The organism is Nocardiopsis rhodophaea (assembly GCF_039530945.1).
GTDB lineage: Bacteria > Actinomycetota > Actinomycetes > Streptosporangiales > Streptosporangiaceae > Nocardiopsis_C > Nocardiopsis_C rhodophaea.
The window spans coordinates 13,781-32,122 of the sequence record NZ_BAAAPC010000008.1 but is presented as its reverse complement, the minus strand read 5'-3'; the positions used below and the strand labels follow the sequence as shown (position 1 = coordinate 32,122).

Annotated in this window: 17 protein-coding genes; 6 read left to right on the top strand and 11 right to left on the bottom strand. The window is 68.7% G+C overall.

Annotation, left to right across the window (positions count from 1 at the left end; translation table 11 throughout):
* Positions 1–182: 182 nt before the first annotated feature.
* From ABD259_RS10590 to ABD259_RS10575, 4 genes are all read right to left on the bottom strand, one after another.
* Entirely contained in the window at positions 183–902 is a 720-nt protein-coding gene (locus ABD259_RS10590; RefSeq protein ID WP_344106876.1) for a spermidine synthase family protein, read from the bottom strand.
* 75 nt (positions 903–977) lie between these two features.
* Positions 978–1,832, bottom strand: coding sequence for an ATP phosphoribosyltransferase (gene hisG / locus ABD259_RS10585; RefSeq protein ID WP_344106874.1), 855 nt, complete (start codon positions 1,830–1,832; stop codon positions 978–980).
* Between the two features lie 97 nt (positions 1,833–1,929).
* Positions 1,930–2,193, bottom strand: a complete 264-nt coding sequence (locus ABD259_RS10580; protein WP_026126358.1) for a phosphoribosyl-ATP diphosphatase — start codon at positions 2,191–2,193, stop codon at positions 1,930–1,932.
* A 134-nt stretch (positions 2,194–2,327) separates the two neighbouring features.
* Positions 2,328–3,140, bottom strand: coding sequence for an SDR family NAD(P)-dependent oxidoreductase (locus ABD259_RS10575; protein ID WP_344106872.1), 813 nt, complete (start codon positions 3,138–3,140; stop codon positions 2,328–2,330).
* 251 nt (positions 3,141–3,391) lie between these two features.
* Between ABD259_RS10575 and ABD259_RS10570 the strand changes: the two genes are divergently transcribed.
* The 3 genes from ABD259_RS10570 (at position 3,392) to ABD259_RS10560 (ending at position 5,677) form a co-directional block, all read left to right on the top strand.
* Positions 3,392–4,087 (top strand): class I SAM-dependent methyltransferase, encoded by a 696-nt coding sequence (locus ABD259_RS10570; RefSeq protein ID WP_344106870.1) that lies wholly within the window; start codon positions 3,392–3,394, stop codon positions 4,085–4,087.
* Positions 4,088–4,304: 217 nt separating this feature from the next.
* Positions 4,305–4,766: a Clp protease N-terminal domain-containing protein gene (locus ABD259_RS10565; RefSeq protein ID WP_344106868.1), complete on the top strand. Its 462-nt coding sequence runs from the start codon at positions 4,305–4,307 to the stop codon at positions 4,764–4,766.
* A gap of 200 nt (positions 4,767–4,966) precedes the next feature.
* Complete coding sequence (locus ABD259_RS10560) at positions 4,967–5,677, top strand: hypothetical protein (RefSeq protein WP_344106867.1); 711 nt, start codon at positions 4,967–4,969, stop codon at positions 5,675–5,677.
* A gap of 156 nt (positions 5,678–5,833) precedes the next feature.
* Here the strand turns inward: ABD259_RS10560 and ABD259_RS10555 are convergent, their stop codons facing one another.
* Positions 5,834–7,444: an OmpA family protein gene (locus ABD259_RS10555; RefSeq protein WP_344106866.1), complete on the bottom strand. Its 1,611-nt coding sequence runs from the start codon at positions 7,442–7,444 to the stop codon at positions 5,834–5,836.
* A gap of 275 nt (positions 7,445–7,719) precedes the next feature.
* On the opposite strand from ABD259_RS10555, the gene ABD259_RS10550 reads away from it, so the two are divergent.
* Both ABD259_RS10550 and lpdA read left to right on the top strand, forming a co-directional pair.
* Positions 7,720–8,076 carry an ArsR/SmtB family transcription factor gene (locus ABD259_RS10550; RefSeq protein ID WP_344161832.1) on the top strand — a complete coding sequence of 119 codons (357 nt, stop codon included), beginning with the start codon at positions 7,720–7,722 and terminating at the stop codon, positions 8,074–8,076.
* 200 nt (positions 8,077–8,276) lie between these two features.
* Entirely contained in the window at positions 8,277–9,680 is a 1,404-nt protein-coding gene (lpdA, locus tag ABD259_RS10545) for a dihydrolipoyl dehydrogenase (protein WP_344161829.1), read from the top strand.
* Positions 9,681–9,757: 77 nt separating this feature from the next.
* Here lpdA and ABD259_RS10540 read toward each other — a convergent pair whose 3' ends face one another.
* The 5 genes from ABD259_RS10540 to ABD259_RS10520 all read right to left on the bottom strand — a co-directional run bounded on the left by ABD259_RS10540 (position 9,758) and on the right by ABD259_RS10520 (position 15,700).
* Positions 9,758–10,606, bottom strand: coding sequence for a class I SAM-dependent methyltransferase (locus tag ABD259_RS10540; protein ID WP_344161826.1), 849 nt, complete (start codon positions 10,604–10,606; stop codon positions 9,758–9,760).
* 184 nt (positions 10,607–10,790) lie between these two features.
* Positions 10,791–11,651, bottom strand: coding sequence for an SURF1 family cytochrome oxidase biogenesis protein (locus ABD259_RS10535; protein ID WP_344106862.1), 861 nt, complete (start codon positions 11,649–11,651; stop codon positions 10,791–10,793).
* Between the two features lie 208 nt (positions 11,652–11,859).
* Positions 11,860–12,972, bottom strand: a complete 1,113-nt coding sequence (locus ABD259_RS10530) for a chaplin family protein (protein WP_344106861.1) — start codon at positions 12,970–12,972, stop codon at positions 11,860–11,862.
* 723 nt (positions 12,973–13,695) lie between these two features.
* Positions 13,696–15,144, bottom strand: coding sequence for a catalase (locus tag ABD259_RS10525; RefSeq protein WP_344106860.1), 1,449 nt, complete (start codon positions 15,142–15,144; stop codon positions 13,696–13,698).
* 97 nt (positions 15,145–15,241) lie between these two features.
* Positions 15,242–15,700: a Fur family transcriptional regulator gene (locus tag ABD259_RS10520; RefSeq protein WP_344161823.1), complete on the bottom strand. Its 459-nt coding sequence runs from the start codon at positions 15,698–15,700 to the stop codon at positions 15,242–15,244.
* Positions 15,701–16,024: 324 nt separating this feature from the next.
* On the opposite strand from ABD259_RS10520, the gene ABD259_RS10515 reads away from it, so the two are divergent.
* Positions 16,025–17,200, top strand: a complete 1,176-nt coding sequence (locus ABD259_RS10515; RefSeq protein WP_425573510.1) for a CapA family protein — start codon at positions 16,025–16,027, stop codon at positions 17,198–17,200.
* Between the two features lie 79 nt (positions 17,201–17,279).
* Here ABD259_RS10515 and add read toward each other — a convergent pair whose 3' ends face one another.
* A complete protein-coding gene (gene add / locus ABD259_RS10510) occupies positions 17,280–18,320 on the bottom strand; it encodes an adenosine deaminase (protein ID WP_344161820.1) in 1,041 nt (346 codons plus the stop codon).
* Positions 18,321–18,342: the final 22 nt, after the last annotated feature.

Here is an 18,342-nt window from a genome sequence, read left to right as displayed (position 1 = left end):
GGACCCCTCCGATTGACGTTTTCCCAGTGGGAGGTACCCGCCCGTTCTGCGCATTATCAAACATGCGCTTGGCAGACGCAGAAGCGAGAACGGGGGCAGGCCGCGCCGCCGGTCGCGTTCCGGCCGCGGTGGTTCCGGCAGTCACGCTCCGACAAGAGCGCTCTGGCAATAGGGAGCCCGAATCAGGCGGCCGATCGTCGCGCGAGGTAGACGACATCAGGTTCGCCCCGACGCGCCGGGACCTCGATCGTCTCGATGCCGCCGAAACGTTGTTCCAGCAACGCCGCGAAAGCGGGCGCCCGCATCGCGCTCCAGAAGGCGACCACGCCGCCGGGGAGCAGCAGGCGCTCCAGCCAGCCGAGTGCGGCGGGCTCGTACAGCTGCCCGTTGCCCTCCACGACAGTCCAGTCCGGGCCGTTGTCGGTGTCCAGACAGATGACGTCGTAGCCGGTTCGCGCGCCGCCGGCCGACGCCCGGTCGGCGGCGTCCCGCAGCCAGGTGACGATGTCCGCGCGGGTCAGCTCACACCGCGGATCGGCCGGCAGGTCCCCCGCGACCTCGGCGAGCGGGCCACTGTGCCACGCGATGACCAGCGGCTCCAGTTCGATGACCCGGACGTGGCCGACGCGGGGATCGTCCAGGGCCTCGCGCGCGGAGAACCCCATGCCGAGGCCGCCGATCAGCACGCGTGCCGCGGCGGGCTCGCCGGGCAGCGCGTCCAAGGCGGCCCGCACCATCCGCCGCTCGGACGCGCCGTCCCGGGTGTCCATGAGCGCGACGCCGTTGCTGAAGATTTCGAATTCGGCCCCGACCCGACGCAGCACCAGGTCGCCGCCGGTCTCCCCCATGGCGCGCGCGATGACCTCGGGCTCGGGGTCGGGTCGCAGGCCGTGGGTGGACATCGGGGCGGCTCCAACAGGGCGGCCCCGCGGCGTGTGGGGCCGGGCGTCGAGGGCGGTTCGGTGATGTGCGGGACGCTACAGGCGGCAGGCGTAGATGTCGGTGACGAGGATGGCGCGGGCGCCGATTCCCCACAGGTCGTCCATAATCCGCTGGGCGTCACGACGCGGGACCATGGCGCGCACCGCGACCCAGCCCTCGCGGTGCAGCGGCGAGACAGTCGGCCCCTCCATCCCGGGGGTGAGCGCGACGGCGTCGTCCAGACGCTCGGCGTGCACGTCGTAGTCCATCATCACGTAGTCGCGGGCGACGAGGACCCCCCGCAGGCGGCGCAGCAGCTGCTCGATCTTGGGGTCGTCGTCGGCGTCGCGCTGCCGGATCAGGACGGCCTCGGACTGCAGGATCGGGTCGCCGAAAATCTCCAGCCCGGCCTGGCGGAGCGTCGTTCCGGTGGACACGACGTCGGCCACGGCATCAGCCACGCCCAGCTGGATGGAGCTCTCCACGGCACCGTCGAGGTGGATGACCCGGGCATCGATCTCGCGTTCGGCCAGGTAGGAGCGGAGCAGACCGTCGAACGACGTCGCGATCCGCTTGCCGTGCAGGTCCTCCAGCTTCATGGACGCGCCGTCGCGCGCTGCGAAGCGGAACGTGGACCCGCCGAAGCCCAGCGGCAGGACCTCGTCGACGGGTGCCTGGGAGTCGAGCGTCATGTCACGCCCGGTAATACCGGCCTGCAGGATCCCCTCGCCGACGTAGACGGCGATGTCCTTGGGGCGGAGGAAGAAGAACTCGGTCTCGTTGTCGGGGTCGACCAGGACGAGGTCGCGCGAGTCCTTGCGCTGGCGGTATCCGGCCTCGCGGAGCATGGCGCTGGCGGGCTCGGAGAGCTGGCCCTTATTGGGCACGGCGATACGGAGGTAGTCCGTCATTGGAGGTGCTTCCCCTACTCATCGGCTCAAGCATGTCGGTGTGGACGTCGACTGCGCGGTCGATCCCGGGGCGAGGTGTCGCAGGTCCAGGATCGACCTACAGATGCTTGTAGACGTCCTCCAGGCGCAGGCCGCGGGCCAGCATCAGGACCTGGAGGTGGTAGAGGAGTTGCGAGATCTCTTCGGCGGCGGCCTCGTCGGACTCGTACTCGGCGGCCATCCAGACCTCCGCGGCCTCCTCGACGACCTTCTTGCCGATGGCGTGCACGCCGGCGTCGAGTTGGGCCACCGTGCCCGACCCCTCGGGTCGGGTCTCGGCCTTCTCGGACAGCTCGGCGAACAGCTCTTCGAAGGTCTTCATGATCACTCTTCGCTAGACGACGTGCTCTCCCAGGGTAGGCGCATCGCGGCCCGCTTGGTGACCCGACCCGGCGGATCGGCGGCGGAGAAGCGAAGCCAGGGGACGCGGAGGCGAACCTTATCTCTTAATCCCCGTCAGCCGAACCTGCGGGCCAGCGACTTGAACACGCTGCGCGGCACGACGCGGAGCAGATTGTCGGCGGCCTTGTACTGGGCGCCGGGGACGACCTTCGTGCGCCCGCTGGCCCAGGCGCGCAGGGAGTCGCGGACGATGCGCTCCTTGGGGACCCACGCGATGTCGGGCAACCCCTTCTCTTGTACCGCGCGGGTCATATCCGTGCGCACGTAGCCGGGCAGCACGGCCGTCACATGCACGCCGTGCTTGGCGACCTCCAGGGCGACGCTCTCGCTCCACAGCGTGACGAACTTCTTGCTGCCACCGTAGACCGATCCGTGCGGGTTGACCGTCAGCTCGCCGGCGATCGACGCCACGTTGATCACGCCGAGCGGCGCGCCGTGCTCGCCCGCCTCGCGGCGGGCGATTTGGGCCGGCAGCACCGCGCGCGCCAGGCGGAGGACCGCGCGGACGTTAAGGTCGACCATGGAGTCGATGGCGGAGGGGTCCATCGTGGCGAACGTCCCGCCCTCGCCGCGGCCCGCGTTGTTGACCAGCAGGTCGATCGGGGCGTCGTCGCCGGTGCCATCGGCACGGAGGCGCTCCTCCACCGCGGCCAGGTCGGCGTCGTCGGTCAGGTCGGCCGGGAGCACCCGCGCGTCGACCCCGTGGCGCTCACTCAGATCGGCGGCGAGCCGCTCGATGGCCTCGGCCCGGCGGGCGACGAGGACGAGTGCGTATCCGCGTTCGGCGAGTTTGCGGGCGTACTCCTCGCCGATCCCGGTTGACGCGCCGGTGACGAGTGCCGTTCGGGGACTGCGCGATCCGCTCATACGGCGCCATGTTACCGACAGGTTGCCCTATGAGACAGGGGGCAACGGGTGATTGCGTCAGTCCATTATCGCGTTAGTCGACGCTTTGAAGGCCCCTGTTGCTGGCCTGTGTTGCGGGCCTTTGTGGAAAAACACAAGACCCATACAAAAAACGGACGAACAGGCATAATCAAGGCGTTGCATGATAGCTGCGCACCTCGGCGGCCCCCCGATTAACAGGGAGCTTAGACAGAGGACGCTAGCGTAGGGTCATGGCACCGACCCAGAGCTTCTCCGAGCCGTTCAGCCTTGATGCCCGCCTGCGCGACACTGGTCTGTTTTTTCGAGAGGCATTCCGCACTTTCCGGGCGACCGGTGCGGTTTTCCCCAGTGGGCCGGTGCTCGCGAACCATCTGACCAGATTCGTTGCCGAGCGCGAGGACCCGACGGCTTCGCTGCGCATCATGGAGGCGGGCTCGGGGACCGGCCCTGTGTCCCGTGCCATCGCCGCCGCCATGCGGCCCGGCGACACCCTCGATCTCGTGGAGTCCAACCCGGAGTTCGCCACCTATCTCCGGGGCCTGCTGGACACCGACCCGACCCTGGGCCGGGTCGCCGAGCAGACGACGGTCCACCAGACCCTCGTCACCGACCTGGGAACAGACCGGGAGTACGACGTCATCGTCTCCGGCCTCCCCTTCGCCAACTTCACGGCGGAGGAGGTGCGGGAGATCTTCGACTACTACCTGACCGTGCTGCGCCCCGGGGGCCACCTGTCCTTCTTCGGCTACCTCTACACGAAGGAGATCAAGGCGATCGTCGCGTCGCGCCATGACTACCTACGCCAGGTCCGGTCCAGCTGGGTCGTGGAGGAGTGGGTGAACCGCTACGGCGTCGAGTCCCAGCGGATACTGCCCAATATCCCCCCGGCGTGGATCCACCACCTGCGCAAACCCGCGAAAGGGTGACCCGCCCGCCCTTCCCCTTCTTCACCGCCCCTGTCGCGCCCCTGCCGCGCGGCGGGGGTTGCGTCGTTTCGGGGCCCGCACCCCGCGTCACACCCCCGGACACTCCAGCGCCGTCAATAAAGGTTGACACCCTGATGTTGTCAACATAGATTGACAACACGGCTGGGGAAAACCACCCACTGCCGCTGTGACAAACGCGAAGCGGGGTGCCTGCACCATGTTCGAGCGATTTACCAACGAAGCCCGCCGGGTCACGGTGGGCGCCCAATCGGAGGCACAGGACCTGGAGCACCGCAGCATCGGTACCGGGCATCTGCTCCTGGCCCTCATGGCCGAAGACGGCGGCGCCGGGGGACGGGCGCTCCGCGATCACGCTCCGCCCCTCGACGAGCTGCGCGAAGCGGTACGGCGGACCGCCGCCGGTAACGCACCGCGCCGCCGGGGCGGCGTCCTGCCGATCGCGCACACTCCCTTCTCCGAGAACGCGAAGAGGGCCCTGGAACTCTCCCTCCGCTACGCGATCCACTTCGGGCACAAGACCATCACCGCGGGACACGTGCTGCTGGGGACGCTGTACGTCGAGGAGGGGACCGCCGTGCGCGTCCTCACGGACGCCGGGACGGATCTCGGCGCCCTGCGCGCGGCGACCGAGCGGCGCACCAAGGAGGCGCACGGGTGAGGCAACCGGTGCTCGGCGGCTGGGCCTCCCCTGGACCGCCCCGTCATCGTCGGCGCCAGGTGCACCGGTGCGGAACCGATCCCCGTCGCCGGAATCCCCCCTCTTGCTACGGTTCCGTGTGTCGTCCGCGCCGGTGCGCTTCCCCCGTGGCGCATGGCCGTTTCTGTGCCCCTGTGTCCCCGACCCCGAAGGCCTTTTCCATGCGACTCGTTCCCTCCTCCCCCGTGTCCTGCTCTGTCGTGGCTCTCGGCGCGGTCGTCGTGGGCGGCGCCGTCCTCGTCGGCTGCGACGTCATCCCGACTGACGGCAACCTGTGGGAGGGGCTGGGCGCGGAGGCCTCGCCGTCGCCGTCCCCAAGCGCCTCGGCCCAGCAGGCCGGGCCCGCCTTTTCCCTGCCCGAATCCTGCGAGGGCATCGGCGCCGCCGAGCTCGTCGGGGACCTGGTGCCGCGGGGCAGCACCGCCGACGAGACCGTCGGGGAGGTCGAGGGCGCGTCCGGCGCCGAGGAGGTGGCGTGCTCCTGGTCCGGGGGCGAGGCCGGTGACCCGGGCAGCGCTCCCGGCGGGGTCGAGGACGGGGCGGACGCGGCGGGCACCCCGTCGATCATCCTCACCTTCACGGTCGACACCGACCCCAGCAATCGGGCCCAGATCATCCCGGTGCCCGGCGGCCAGGAGGAGATGAACTGGGAGGTCGACGTGCCCGTCGACACCGAGACCTACCGGACCGACACGACCGTGGAGCTCGGCGGCGAGCTGAAGTACATCTCCACCGCCGAGGGCTCCGCCAAGCACCTCTATCTCTCCCTGCCCGGCGACTTCCACGTGTCGGCCAGCGCCATGTTCTCCGACGCCACCAAGGAGGACCTGGAGCGGGTCGTCCTCGCGGCCGCCGAGAAGGCGCGGCGGTAAGAGAACGGGACGACAGGCGAAGCCGCCAACGGCCTCCGGCCGCCGAACCAACAACGGGTTCCCCGCTCCGACGCGGCGTCCCGAGCGGAGAACCCGTTCCGTGTGACGTACCGGGCGCGACAGAACGCGGAGGGATGAACGGGGGCGCGCCCCGGGCTACCGCTGCTCGATCGGGATCTCCGGGAGCTCCCCGAAGGGGCCGGCCCGCAGGGTCAGCTCCGCGACGCCCTCCGGCGGAGCCGGGAACACCGCGACGAGCTCATAGGGCTTGCCCGGCTGCAGCTCGTGCACGTCCTCGGCGAACCCGCTGTACTTGTCGTCGCCGAAGTCCATCTGCGCGACGTAGCGCACCAACTTGGCCTCGGGGTCCACCAGCTGGAACCCGCCCAGGGTCCCCTTGCTGAACTTCTCCGGGCCCCCCGCCTGCAGCGCGTCCGCCCCGCCCATATCCGGCGAGACCGGCTCGCGCGTGGTGTTGGTCAGCTCCACCGTCCCGATCAGGTAGGCGCCGTCCCGGCGCAGCGGGTAGACGTCCAGCTTCACCCCGTCCTTCTCCGCGGTCGCGGCGACCGAGCCGTTGTCGTCGGTGAACGGCGCGGGCCAGCCGACGCTGCGCTCCGCGACGCCCAGGCCGCCGTCATCGTTCTCGTCCTCCGCGGGGTCGGCGGACACGTCGACCTTGTAGGAGAACTCCACCCGGCGGTTGCGCGCCCGCGCCTGCTCGTCGTCGGGCCCGCCTTCGCGCGCGATCGGCTCCCTCTTGCCGCGCCCCTCCACCGCGTAGGTAAAGGTGTCCCCGCCTCCGATCTCCTCCCGCAGCAGCTCGCGCACGGTCTCGGCGCGCCGCAGGGAGAGCTTGTCGTTGTAGTCGTGGCTGCCGATGCCGTCGGTGTGACCGATGACGGTGATCTCCCGGTCGTCGGGGTCGACGTTGTTGGCCAGAGAGGCGGCGGCCTGGCGCACGACCTCCTCGGCCTCGTCGGTGAGATTTGACTTGTCGAACTCGAACATGACGTCGGAGTGGAGCGCGATGGTCTCCTTGTCGCCATCGCGCGTGGTCGAGGCGATCTCGGAGTCGACGAAGCTCTCCACCGCGCCCTGGTCGGCGACGGCATCGTCGTCCGGCCGCCGGTTCTCGAAGGTGAGCTTCTCTCCGGACGGCGGCGGGTTGGAGGGGGAGAGGTGGTCCTGACCGTTGGGGTTCTCCGGGTCGGGCCGCTCCTGGTCCACGTCCTGGATCGGGATCCCGGTCATCGCCCCCAGGCCGCTACCGACGAAGGTCACCTGCTTGACCTCCTCGGGGATGGGCGGAAAGTAGCGCCGGTAGGAGTTTGCGACCCCGTCGAACACGGGATACAGGCCCTTGGGGCCGGGGCTGACCGAGCCGTATTTCAGGCCCTCCTCATCCAGGTACTCGCGGTACACCCGGCCGGTGATCGGGTCGACGAGGGTGTTGGGCATGGCGAGGTTGCGGTTGCCGCCCCGAATGTCGTCGATGTACTCCACCTCGTAGTACATGACCGTGTAGTCGGGCGTGCGCTCCAAGCCGGTGATCGAGAAGCGCATCCGCGCGTCCTGCCCCGTGTCCTGGAAGATGCGCCCTTCCTTGGTGTAGGGAAAGTTCTCCTCGACCTTCGGCGGCCCGGAGCCGCCCCCGAACCAGGAGGAGACATCGCCGATGATGCTGCATCCGCCGAGCAGAACGCTGCCCGCGGCCAGCAGCGCGACGGCCCCCAGCGCTCGCCGCCTGTGAAGTGCCCGCGCCATATGAGCAGAACTCCGATCCTTGAGGGAGATGTACCGGGGCTATCCTCCGGCACATCCGCCCAGAAACGCGAAAGATTCCCGGTTTCCGCACTTCGCTGGGCCGGTGTGGGGGCCGTGAGCGGTAACGCTCATCCGCGGCGTTCGCGGGAGCCCCGGATGGGGGCGGCGGGCGCGGCCATTCCCGAGCTCCGCGTTGTTTGATTGACATCAAACCGAACGTACGGAAACATTGTTTGAAAGTTGTCAAACACTAGCCCGGAGGAGGTGCCGCGCGCATGTCCGTGCTGCCCCAGCCAGACCGCAGTGAGCTCCGGCTCTCCACCGTCCTGAACGTCCTCGCCGAGCCAGTGCGCCTGCGGCTCCTCGCCCACCTGTCCGAGGACCACGAGCTCGACTCCGAGCGCCGCTGCGCGGTGGAGGAGTGGAGCGTAGGCGTCCACAAGTCGACGCTGTCGCACCACTTCCGGCTCCTCCGCGAAGCGGGCGTGACCTCGACCCGGCTCGACGGCCGCAGGAGGTGGGTCCGACTGCGCTACGACGATCTGGAGGCACGCTTTCCCGGCTTGATTCCGTCGATCCTGGCCGCACTTCCCGAGGAGCTGGAGCGGGAGCGAGCACAAAACGCGACGTGAACCGTCCTGCTGGATCCCGCGGGACGCCCCTCCCCGGAGAAAACCCGCCGAGGGACCGGTCGTAGACAGCCGTGTCGCCTCACCCGCGTTACGGTCGTGAGCAGATCCGGCCCGTCCGGCCCGAAGCCAACGCTCGCACCGGCAGTGCCCACCACCAAGCACAACCCACCGACACAGTCCACATCCAAGGAGGTCCCCTGATGGGACAGCATTTCGATCTGGTTGTTCTGGGCGCGGGCCCCGGGGGCTACGTGGCCGCGATCCGGGCGTCGCAGCTGGGTATGGAAGTCGCGATCGTCGAGGAGAAGTACTGGGGCGGCGTCTGCCTCAACGTGGGCTGCATCCCGTCCAAGGCGCTGCTGCGCAACGCCGAACTCGCCCACCTGTTCGCCAACGAGGCCGCCACCTTCGGGATCGAGGTCGAGGGGAGCGTTCGCTTCGACTACGCCAAGGCCTACCAGCGCAGCAGGACAGCGGCCGACGGCCGGGTCAAGGGCGTCCACTACCTGATGAAGAAGAACGCGATCACCGAGTTCACCGGGCGCGGGACGTTCACCAACGACCACACCCTCAGCGTGAGCTCGGAGAACGGCGAGACGACCACCATCACCTTCGACCACGCCGTCATCGCCACCGGGGCCTCCGCCAGGCTGCTTCCCGGCACATCACTGTCCGAGCGGGTCGTCACTTACGAGGAGCAGATTCTCGCCGAGGAGCTTCCGGAAAGCATCATCGTCGCCGGCGCCGGGGCGATCGGGATCGAGTTCGCCTACGTACTGCGCAACTACGGTGTCGAAGTGACCATGGTCGAATTCCTCGACCGAGTGGCGCCAACCGAGGACGCCGATGTCTCCGCCGAGCTGGCCCGGCAGTACAAGCGGCTCGGTGTGGAGGTCTTGACCTCCACCCGGGTGGAGTCCGTCGAGGACACCGGGGAGAAGGTCCGCGCGGAGATCACAACGTCCGACGGGAGCCGCCGCACGCTGGAGGCCGACAAGCTCCTCCAGGCCATCGGCTTCGCGCCGAACATCGAGGGCTACGGGCTGGACACGACCGGGGTGAAGGTCACCGAGCGGGGAGCCATCGACATCGACTCCCGGGGGCGCACCAGCGTGCCGCACATCTTCGCCATCGGCGACGTCACGGCCAAGCTGATGCTCGCCCACACCGCCGAAGCCATGGGCATCGTCGCCGTCGAGACCATCGCCGACGCCGAGACGATGGAGATCGACTACCGGATGGTCCCGCGCGCCACCTACTGCCAGCCGCAGATCGCCTCCTTCGGCTACACCGAGGCCGAGGCGCGCGAGGCCGGGTTCGATGTGCAGGTCGCGAAGTTCCCGTTCACGGCCAACGGCAAGGCGCACGGGCTCGGCGAAACGCGCGGCTTCGTCAAGATCCTCTCGGACGGCGCGTACGGGGAGATCATCGGAGCCCACATGATCGGACCCGAGGTCACCGAGCTGCTCCCCGAGCTGACACTGGCCCAGCAGTGGGACCTCACTGTCCACGAGGTCGCCCGCAACATCCATGCTCACCCGTCGCTCAGCGAGGCGGTGAAGGAAGCGGTGCACGGCCTCGCCGGGCACATGATCAACTTCTGATTCCGTGCTGTGATCCCGTGCTGTGATCCTTTTTCTCCGGCCCCGCGCCATCGACCGCCCGACTCCCGCCGATCCGGCTACGGCATCGGCGGCCTGTCGGCGACGAAGATGGCGGTGCCGGGGATGATACGGCCGCGCAGGGGGCTCCAGCCGCCCCAGGTCTGCTCGTTGCCCTCGGGCCACTCGGGTTCGACAAGGTCGCGCAGGTGCAGCCCGGCGGCGGCGATGGAGCGCACCCAGTCTCCGAGGGTGTGGTGATGCTCGACGTAGACGGCGCGGCCCGCCTCGTCCTCTTCGACGTAGGCCCGCCGGTCGAAGTAGGAGTCGCGGGCGACCAGGCCGACATCGGTGGGGTCGTCGGGAAAGCACCAGCGGATCGGGTGGCTGACCGAGAACACCAGTCGGCCCCCCGGACGCAGCACCCGCGCGCACTCGGTCAGCGCGGCCACGGCATCAGGGACGAACGGGAAACCGCCGTAGGCGGAGCAGACCGCGTCGAAGCAGCCGTCCGCGAACGGAAGACGCTGCGCGTCGGCCTGCGCCACGGCCACCCCCGTGCCGGTCTGCTCGTCGATCCGCCGCGCGTGCTGCAGCTGACGGTAGGACACATCGATCCCGATGACCTCGCCCACCCCCTGGGTCCGTAGCCACCGCGCACACTGGGCGGCGCCGCAGCCGACTTCGAGGACGCGGGCTCCGCGCAGCTCATCCGGTTCTCCGAGCAACCGGGCCCGCGCCTCGTCGAGGCCCTCCGGACCCCAGACGAACGCGGCGTCGCCGAGGAATCCCCCATGCTCGGCCTGGTAATCGTCGGCCGCGTCCTCCCACCACACGCGGCTGGCCCGAGCACTCTCGTCGGCGTCCGCCGCCCGCCGCGCTACGCGGGCGCTCGGGGATGGGTCGACTGCGTCCAAGTGATCGGTCATGCCCACATCCTCGCAGCCGACGCGGCCTGCCACGCAGCGCCGTTCCGCTCCCATCCGAGGGGGTTTACCTGCGCCGACGTCCGGTTCAGGCCAGTCTGCGCGCCGAAGGAGGGTGAACACCGCAGCGTCACCGACGGCGCGGGGATCGGTCCGCGGGAGTAAGCGGCCTCTCACCCAACTTCGCTCAGCTCCCCGATTCGGTGCGCACGGGCATGTCCGACGGGTTTTCCGCCGTTCCGTCGTGCGCATCGGACCCGCGCGTCGGGCGCACCGACGCTTCGTCAGCCGACGGATCCTGTTCGGCGGCCCGGGCGTCGCGAAGTTCGCGGCGCATGAGGAAGATCCAGCCGACGATGGCGACGACGGTGAAGACCCACCACTGCACCGCGTAGGACAGGTTCATCCCCATGTTGGTTTCGGGAGCGGCGACGCGTTCCGGGGCCGGGTCGGATGGGGGGTCCTGGTCGGTGAGTTCGGCAAAGCCGCCGTAGACGGGGTAGGGCAGGTCGGCGGCGATCTTATCGACGTCGATGATCATGATCTGCCCTTCGGGGAGGCCCCCGCGCTCGCGGATGCCCGTGTTTTGAGGGGTCTCGCTGTACTGGATCCTGCCGGTGACGGTGACCTCCCCCGTGGGCGGGGGCGGAACATCGGGCTGTGAGGTGGCGGTGGCCGGCATCGGCACCCAGCCGCGGTTCACCAGGAGGGCGGGGCCGGCATCGGTCACCAGCGGGGTGAGGACATAGAGGCCGACGCCCCGTGAGCCGTCGCGGTTGCGCACCAGGAGCTCGTGTTCCGCGTCGTACGTGCCGGTAGCTTCGACGGGCTTCCACCGGTCGTCGCGGTCGACGTCCGTGCCGACCTCGGTCAGCTTCTCGACGGGGACCGGGGTCGACTCAATGTTGGCCTGCTGCAGGTCCGCTGCCGCCTGCTTCTCCTCCCACCTGCCGAGCTGCCAGAAGCCCAACCAGATGAACGACGGCACGATCAGCAGCACCAGCGCGTGGAACGCCAGCATGCGCGATGAGAAGAGAACCCGGAACACACCTTCGAGATTAGGAGATGGTCACAGGCCGCGCGCATCGCCCCGGGGCTGAGCGGCGGACCGGCGAACGAGCCGGGCCGACCGGATGCCCGTTCACGAGCCGGACAGGGCAACACGAACGCCGGGCCCGGGGGACGTTCCCCGGGCCCGGCATCACGTGATCAGAAGCGATAACCGGATTCACACCGGTCGGTCAGCGGGTTTCGGATCACACCTCGGCGTCGGTGTTGGCCGCGGCCTTGCGCTTGCGGGCGAACCGCATGGCGGCGGCGCCACCGCCGAGAGCCGCGATGCCGGCGGCCACCAGTCCACCGAGCGCGGCACCGGTCACCGGGAGGCCGCCGCTGGCGTTCTTGTCATCGGCGACCAGGTCCACCTCAGCGTCGTCGCCCGACTCGGCGCCCTCGTCGGCGCTGTCCTTGCCGCTGTCCTTGCCCTTGTCGTCCCCGTTGGAGTCCTTGCCGCTGTCCTTACCGTTGTCCTTGCCGTTGTCGTCGCCCTTGTCGGACCCGTTGTCCCCGCCGTTGCCGTTGTCGTCGGAGTCGTCCCCGCCGTTGTCGTCGGAGCCGTTGCCGTCGTCCCCGCCCTTGCCGTCGGAGATCTTCTTGATGCAGTCGGCCTTGGCGATCCCCACAGCGGAGACGGCGTTGCCGCAGATCTCGACCGCGACGTCGGCCGGGACGATGACCTGGTTGCCGCTCGCGACGCCGCCAGAGCCGTCGGTCTTCGCACCGCCCTCGTTGTCCGAGGACGAGGACATGGCCTTGACCACCTTGGTGCAGTCCGCCTTGGAGGTCCCGGCGACCGAGACGGAGTTGCCGCAGACCTCGACCGCGACGTCCACGGGGATGATGATCTGGTTGCCGCTCGCGACGCCGCCAGAGCCGTCGGTCTTCGCACCGCCCTCGTTCTTCGAGGACGAGGCCACGCCCTTGACGATATCGACGCACTTGGCCTTGGAGACCCCGGCCACCGCGGCGGAGTTGCCGCAGACCTCCACGGCCGCGTCAACCGGCATGATGATCTGGTTGCCGCTCGCGACGCCGCCAGAGCCGTCGGTCTTCGCACCGCCCTTGTCGGAGGAGGCGTAGAGGGCCTTGGCGACCTCCTTGCACTTGGCCTTGGAGTAACCCAGGGCTGCAACGGAGTTACCGCAGATCTTGGCCTCGATTTCGGCCGGGACGCTGACCTGGTTGCCGCTGCCCACACCACCGGAACCACTGGTCTCGGGGCTGGCGAAGGCGGGGATGGGTGCCGCGACGACCAGGCCCGCGGTGAGCAGAGTCGCGTAGGCGGTGGTGGAGAGCTTCTTACGCATCATGTTCAGGCATGACCTTTCGCAGACGCATTCGCAAGACGTGCATGGAAGACCCTGACGCCACCTGAGAGCGGGTAGCAGTGGCCGCAGGTCCCGCTGATGCGGGGGGATTTCTGTCCTGTGCTTTGGGCGGCGGCTATAGCCAGCCGAACCCCATCACGTGGAGGGAAAGGCGACGGAACGTTTCCCGAGCCGCCGATGTCCATAACCTAGCAGCTTTTCGAGGATGCGCGACCTTTTTGGCGAGTAATTCCCGATAGAGCGACAACCGTCCGCATTATTCTCTTCACGTTGCGCTATAGAAGCAGGCAGTGAGATCGAAACCCGCAGGGTTTCCCGCCCGAATCGGCGCCAACTTTCTCGCGAACACTCAACCGAAAACCGACATTTAACCTTTAATCGGACACAACTTGAGCCCACGGAGATGGAAGAACCACAGAAGCACGACCCATGAAATAGCCGAAGATATTGCACCTTATCCGCAAACGTCGCTTTTTCGTCAATTACTCTGCGTCCCTGGTTCCGGACATAAGGAAGCCCCGGGCGCAGATCAATGGATCCGCACCCGGGGCTCTGTTGTCTTCCGCGCTCGTGCTCCTCCCTCACTCCACCGCCGGCGCGCCCCAGCCTCCGGCCACCAGCACCGACGCCTCCACTCGGACCGTCACACTCGCGTCGGGCGGCGCGGTAGCCGATCGCTACCGGTCACGGTGGGTGAAGCGGGTACTAACCCTGCACGCCCAAGCCCTTGGCGACACCGGCGCCCAGGTCGGGGTGAACGTTGGTCCAGTACTCGACGACGCGCTTCTTCATGTCGCCGGTGACCTCGGGAGCCGACGCGTGGCCGACGATGTTGCTCACCATGTTGGCGCGGTCGGTCTCAGAGAGGACGTTCTCCCAGAGCGCGCGCGCCTGGCCGAAGTCGTCGTCCTCCTTGTGCAGCTTGTAGGCGGAGCGGATGATCTCACCCGTCACCTCGTACTGCTCGCCCTCGTACATCGCCTCGGCAGCGGTCGGACCGCCGACGGTGTTCGGCGCGTAGACCGGGTCGACCTGGTTCGTGTAGGTCATCGGGCCGTCGAAGTTGTAACTGCGGACCGGCGACTTCGGCTGGTTGACCGGCAGCTGCAGGTAGTTCGGGCCGATGCGGTAGCGGTGCGTGTCCGGGTAGGAGAACAGGCGGCCCTGGAGCATCTTGTCCGGGCTGGAACCGATACCGGGCACCAGGTTGGACGGCTCGAACGCGGCCTGCTCGATCTCCGCGAAGTAGTTCGACGGGTTCCGGTTCAGCGTGAACTTGCCGATGGTGATCTCGGGGTAGTCCCCGTGCGGCCACACCTTGGTGAGGTCGAACGGGTTGAACCGGTAGTCGGCAGCGTCCTCGAACGGCATGATCTGCACCTTGACGGTCCAGGAGGGGAAGTCCCCGCGCTCGATGGCCTGCCACAGGTCGCGGCGGTGCGCGTCCGGGTCCTCCGCCTCCAGGGCCTTGGCCTCACCCGCGGTGAGGTTCTCGATGCCCTGGTCGGTCTTGAAGTGGTACTTGACCCAGAACTTCTCGCCGTTGGCGTTGTACCAGAGGAAGGTGTGGCTGCCGTAGCCGTTGACGTGGCGCCAGTTCTTCGGGGTACCGCGATCGGTCATCAGGAAGGAGACCTGGTGGGCCGACTCGGGGTTCTGCGTCCAGAAGTCCCACTGCATGTTGTTGTCGCGCAGCTGGTTGTCGGCGCGGCGCTTCTGCGAGTGGATGAAGTCGGAGAACTTCGACGGGTCGCGGATGAAGAAGATCGGCGTGTTGTTGCCGACGAGGTCGTAGTTGCCGTGCTCGGTGTAGAACTTCAGCGCGAAGCCACGCGGGTCACGGGCGCTGTCGGCGCTGCCGAGCTCACCGGCGACGGTGGAGAAGCGGAGCAGCAGGGGCGTCTTCTTGCCCTTCTGGAAGAGGTCAGCCTTGGTGAACTGGCTGACGTCCTCGGTGATCTCCATCTCGCCGAAGGCACCACCGCCCTTGGCGTGCACCACGCGCTCGGGAACCCGCTCGCGGTTGAAGTGCGCCATCTTCTGGATCAGGAAGTGGTCCTGGAGCAGCAGCGGCCCGTTAGGGCCGACCGACTGCGAGAGACCATCGCTCGGCGCCGGGTGGCCGGCGTCGTCCGTGCTGTAGGGAACGCTCACTGCTCGCACCTTTCGGGATAAGGAAAAAGCGACCTCGTGGGAGCGGCGGCGGATCGCCGTTCCCATGTCCGTCGCGCCGATAGGGAAACCGGACGGATCATGGCGTGCGCCCTGTCGCGGGGACGGCACTCTCCTCCGGCCTCGCGCTTCCCGCTCGACACTGTGGACAGACGCCCCAGAACACCACCTCGGCCTCGTCGACGGAGTACCCGTGGTCGCCGGCCGGTTCCAGACAGGGAGCGGCCCCGACCACGCAGTCGACGTCGGTCACCTCGCCGCAGACCCGACAGACCAGGTGGTGGTGGTTGTCCCCCACGCGTACCTCGTAGCGTGCGGGCGAGCCCGCGGGTTCGATCCGGCGTACCAGACCGACCCGGGTCAGCGCGTTCAGGCCGTCGTAGACGGCCTGGGTCGATACGTGACCAACCCGGTCGCGGACACCCCGCGCGATGCGCTCAGCCTCCAGGTGGTTGCCCGAGCGCACTACGTCGAGGATCGCCAGCCGCGCCGCGGTGACCCGCAGCCCGGCCGAACGGAGGTCGGTGGCGTCGTCCATGTGTCTCAGCCTAGGACACAGAATGGATTAGTTCAAGAAAATGACCCAATCAAGAAGAGGCTCGGGACCTACCGGCAGCCACTCCACCCGGTCAAGCGTCGGACACGGCCTCCGCGCACGGTGATTACTCCACCTCGCGTTGGGTTCGGTCGCAGTCGGGGTGCTCCTTCCCCTGTCCGGCGAACTCGCATGTCCGGATCCGGACATCCACGACGGTCAACTCCGTCCCGGTGATCAAGCGTCAAACCCATACGTCCTCCTCGCACGTTCAGGAGACCCCCATTGACCAGCCCAGTCGAAGGTCCCCCGTGGAGAGCCCGCCCTCTGCCCGCCGCTCTGCCCACTCGTTTTCCCCCTGCTCTGCGCGTTGGATCGCTCGCGGTCACCATCGCCGTCGCGGCCGCCTGCACCGCCGGCAGCAACGTCCAAGAGACCGCCGAGAGCGCCTCCCCCACCGGCCCCGCGGGGGCGGCGAGCTCCCCTTTCACCATCGCTTTCGGCGGCGACGTGATGTTCGACGGCCTGCTACGCGAGCGGCTCGACAGCGACCCGGCGACAGCCCTCGGACCGATCGCCGACACGCTGTCCGCGGCCGACCTGGCGATGGTGAACCTGGAGACCGCCGTCACCGACGGCGGCACACCCGTCCCCGGCAAGGACTTCGTGTTCCGCGCCCCGGCGACGGCCTTTGACGCGTTAGACGCCGCCGGTGTCGATATCGTGTCGGTCGCCAACAACCACGGCATGGACTACGGCGTCGACGGGCTACGCGACACCCTGCGCAACGCGGAGGAAGCCGACGTCCGGGTGGTCGGGGCCGGGACCAACGCCGACGAGGCCTACGCGCCCTACACCACCGAAGTCAACGGCAACTCCGTCGCGGTTATCGGAGCCACGGACGTCATGGACGAGCACCTCATCCCCACGTGGACGGCCGGGACAGACCAGCCCGGCCTGGCGTCCGCCAAGTACGGGATGCGCGAGCGGCTGACGGAGGCGGTGCGTTCCGCCGCCGCGGAGGCCGACACCGTCGTCACCTTCCTGCACTGGGGTGTCGAGGGCTCGCACTGTCCGCTACCGCACGCACCCGGCCTCGCCCGAGATCTCATCGACGCCGGTGCCGACGCCGTGGTCGGCGGCCACGCACACGTGCTCTCGCCCGGAGGCTACGTCGGCGACGCCTACGTCCACTACGGCCTGGGGAACTTCGCCTTCTACAACTTCAGCGGCCCCACCGCCGAGAGCGGCGTGCTGACCCTGACCATGCAGGAGGGCGCGGTCCTCGATGACGACTGGCTGCCGGCGCGGATCGAGGGCGGGGTCCCGATTCCGTATGAGGGCGATGCCGCCGACGCTGCCTACGACGAGTGGGAACGGACGCGCACGAGCTGCGCGACGGACCTGGCAGTGGTTCCCTCCACCATGCCCTCCACACTGCCCTCCGGCACAGCCGACGCGAGCGAGGGCGCGGCCGCCGACCCCGGCGATCCCACCGGCTGACGGCCACCAGCGCGGCCCGAGATTGCACCGCACTGGTTTTTTGGGGCCCGACCCGCTGCCGGCCCCCTCAACAGCTGGGCTACGCGGCCGGGAAGCGGGTGAGCAGCGCGTCGATCTCGGTGATCATCTTCCGCTTCGCCGACTCGTCGAGGTAGGAGGCCCGCACGCCGTTGCGGGCCAGGGCGGCGAGCTCGGGCGCCCCTAGGCCCAGGCGGTGGGCGGTCCGGTACTCGTTGAGCAGGTCCGTGCCGAACATCGGCGGATCGTCGGAGTTGAGGGTGACCAGCAGGCCGGTCTCCAACATCCGGGGCAGCGGGTGCTCACCGATGGTGTCGACGGCGCGCGTCCGCAAGTTGGAGGTCGGCGAGACGTCGAGCGGGATCTGCCCCTCGCGGAGTCGGCCGACGAGGTGCTCGTCGCCCATGCTGTCGATACCGTGCCCGATGCGCTCGGCGTGCAGGAGGTCCAGCGCCTCCCAGACGCGGTCCGCGCCGCCGTTCTCGCCCGCGTGCGGGAGGCTGTGCAGTCCGGCCGCGCGCGCACGCCCGAACAGGTCGGCGAATGGGGCACGCGAGACCTCGATTCCGCCCACACCGAACCCGACCACGCTGCCGGGGCCCTCCCGCAGCACCGCCTCCAGGGTTTCCTCACCGGCCTCCGGGCCGAAATCGCCGGAGAAGTCGGGGATCCAGCGCAGCTGGATACCGTGCTCGCGCTCGGCCTCGCGCCGCGCGTGCTCGATGCCGTCGAACACGACCCGCGCCGGGATACCGCGCATGAGGTGCCAGTAGAGGCTGACGTGCAGCTCGGCGTAGCGGACGTTCTGCGCCGCCAGCGCGGTGGCCACGTCGGCCGCCAGCAGCGCGAAGTCCTCCTCGTCGCGCAGCGTCTCGACAGAGGCGCGGTAGACCTCGATGAAGTGCGGGAAGTCCCGGAACTCGTACCAGGCCCGGATCTCGTCCGGCGTTCCGGGGATGTCCTCCACCCGGTGCCGGGCGGCGAGCTCGATGAGCGTCGCGGGACGCATGGAGCCTTCGAGGTGGACGTGGAGTTCGACCTTGGGGAGGTCGCGAATGAATGCCTCGATACCGGAGGCATCGGCTGTCACGGAGCGGTCCATGCCGCGACGCTACTCGGCGCCC

Coding starts and splice junctions, on each gene's coding strand:
- ABD259_RS10590 (WP_344106876.1), bottom strand. CDS start 902: ATGTCCACCCACGGCCTGCGACCCGACCCCGAGCCCGAGGTCATCGCG.
- hisG (WP_344106874.1), bottom strand. CDS start 1,832: ATGACGGACTACCTCCGTATCGCCGTGCCCAATAAGGGCCAGCTCTCC.
- ABD259_RS10580 (WP_026126358.1), bottom strand. CDS start 2,193: ATGAAGACCTTCGAAGAGCTGTTCGCCGAGCTGTCCGAGAAGGCCGAG.
- ABD259_RS10575 (WP_344106872.1), bottom strand. CDS start 3,140: ATGAGCGGATCGCGCAGTCCCCGAACGGCACTCGTCACCGGCGCGTCA.
- ABD259_RS10570 (WP_344106870.1), top strand. CDS start 3,392: ATGGCACCGACCCAGAGCTTCTCCGAGCCGTTCAGCCTTGATGCCCGC.
- ABD259_RS10565 (WP_344106868.1), top strand. CDS start 4,305: ATGTTCGAGCGATTTACCAACGAAGCCCGCCGGGTCACGGTGGGCGCC.
- ABD259_RS10560 (WP_344106867.1), top strand. CDS start 4,967: ATGCGACTCGTTCCCTCCTCCCCCGTGTCCTGCTCTGTCGTGGCTCTC.
- ABD259_RS10555 (WP_344106866.1), bottom strand. CDS start 7,444: ATGGCGCGGGCACTTCACAGGCGGCGAGCGCTGGGGGCCGTCGCGCTG.
- ABD259_RS10550 (WP_344161832.1), top strand. CDS start 7,720: ATGTCCGTGCTGCCCCAGCCAGACCGCAGTGAGCTCCGGCTCTCCACC.
- lpdA (WP_344161829.1), top strand. CDS start 8,277: ATGGGACAGCATTTCGATCTGGTTGTTCTGGGCGCGGGCCCCGGGGGC.
- ABD259_RS10540 (WP_344161826.1), bottom strand. CDS start 10,606: ATGACCGATCACTTGGACGCAGTCGACCCATCCCCGAGCGCCCGCGTA.
- ABD259_RS10530 (WP_344106861.1), bottom strand. CDS start 12,972: ATGATGCGTAAGAAGCTCTCCACCACCGCCTACGCGACTCTGCTCACC.
- ABD259_RS10520 (WP_344161823.1), bottom strand. CDS start 15,700: ATGGACGACGCCACCGACCTCCGTTCGGCCGGGCTGCGGGTCACCGCG.
- add (WP_344161820.1), bottom strand. CDS start 18,320: ATGGACCGCTCCGTGACAGCCGATGCCTCCGGTATCGAGGCATTCATT.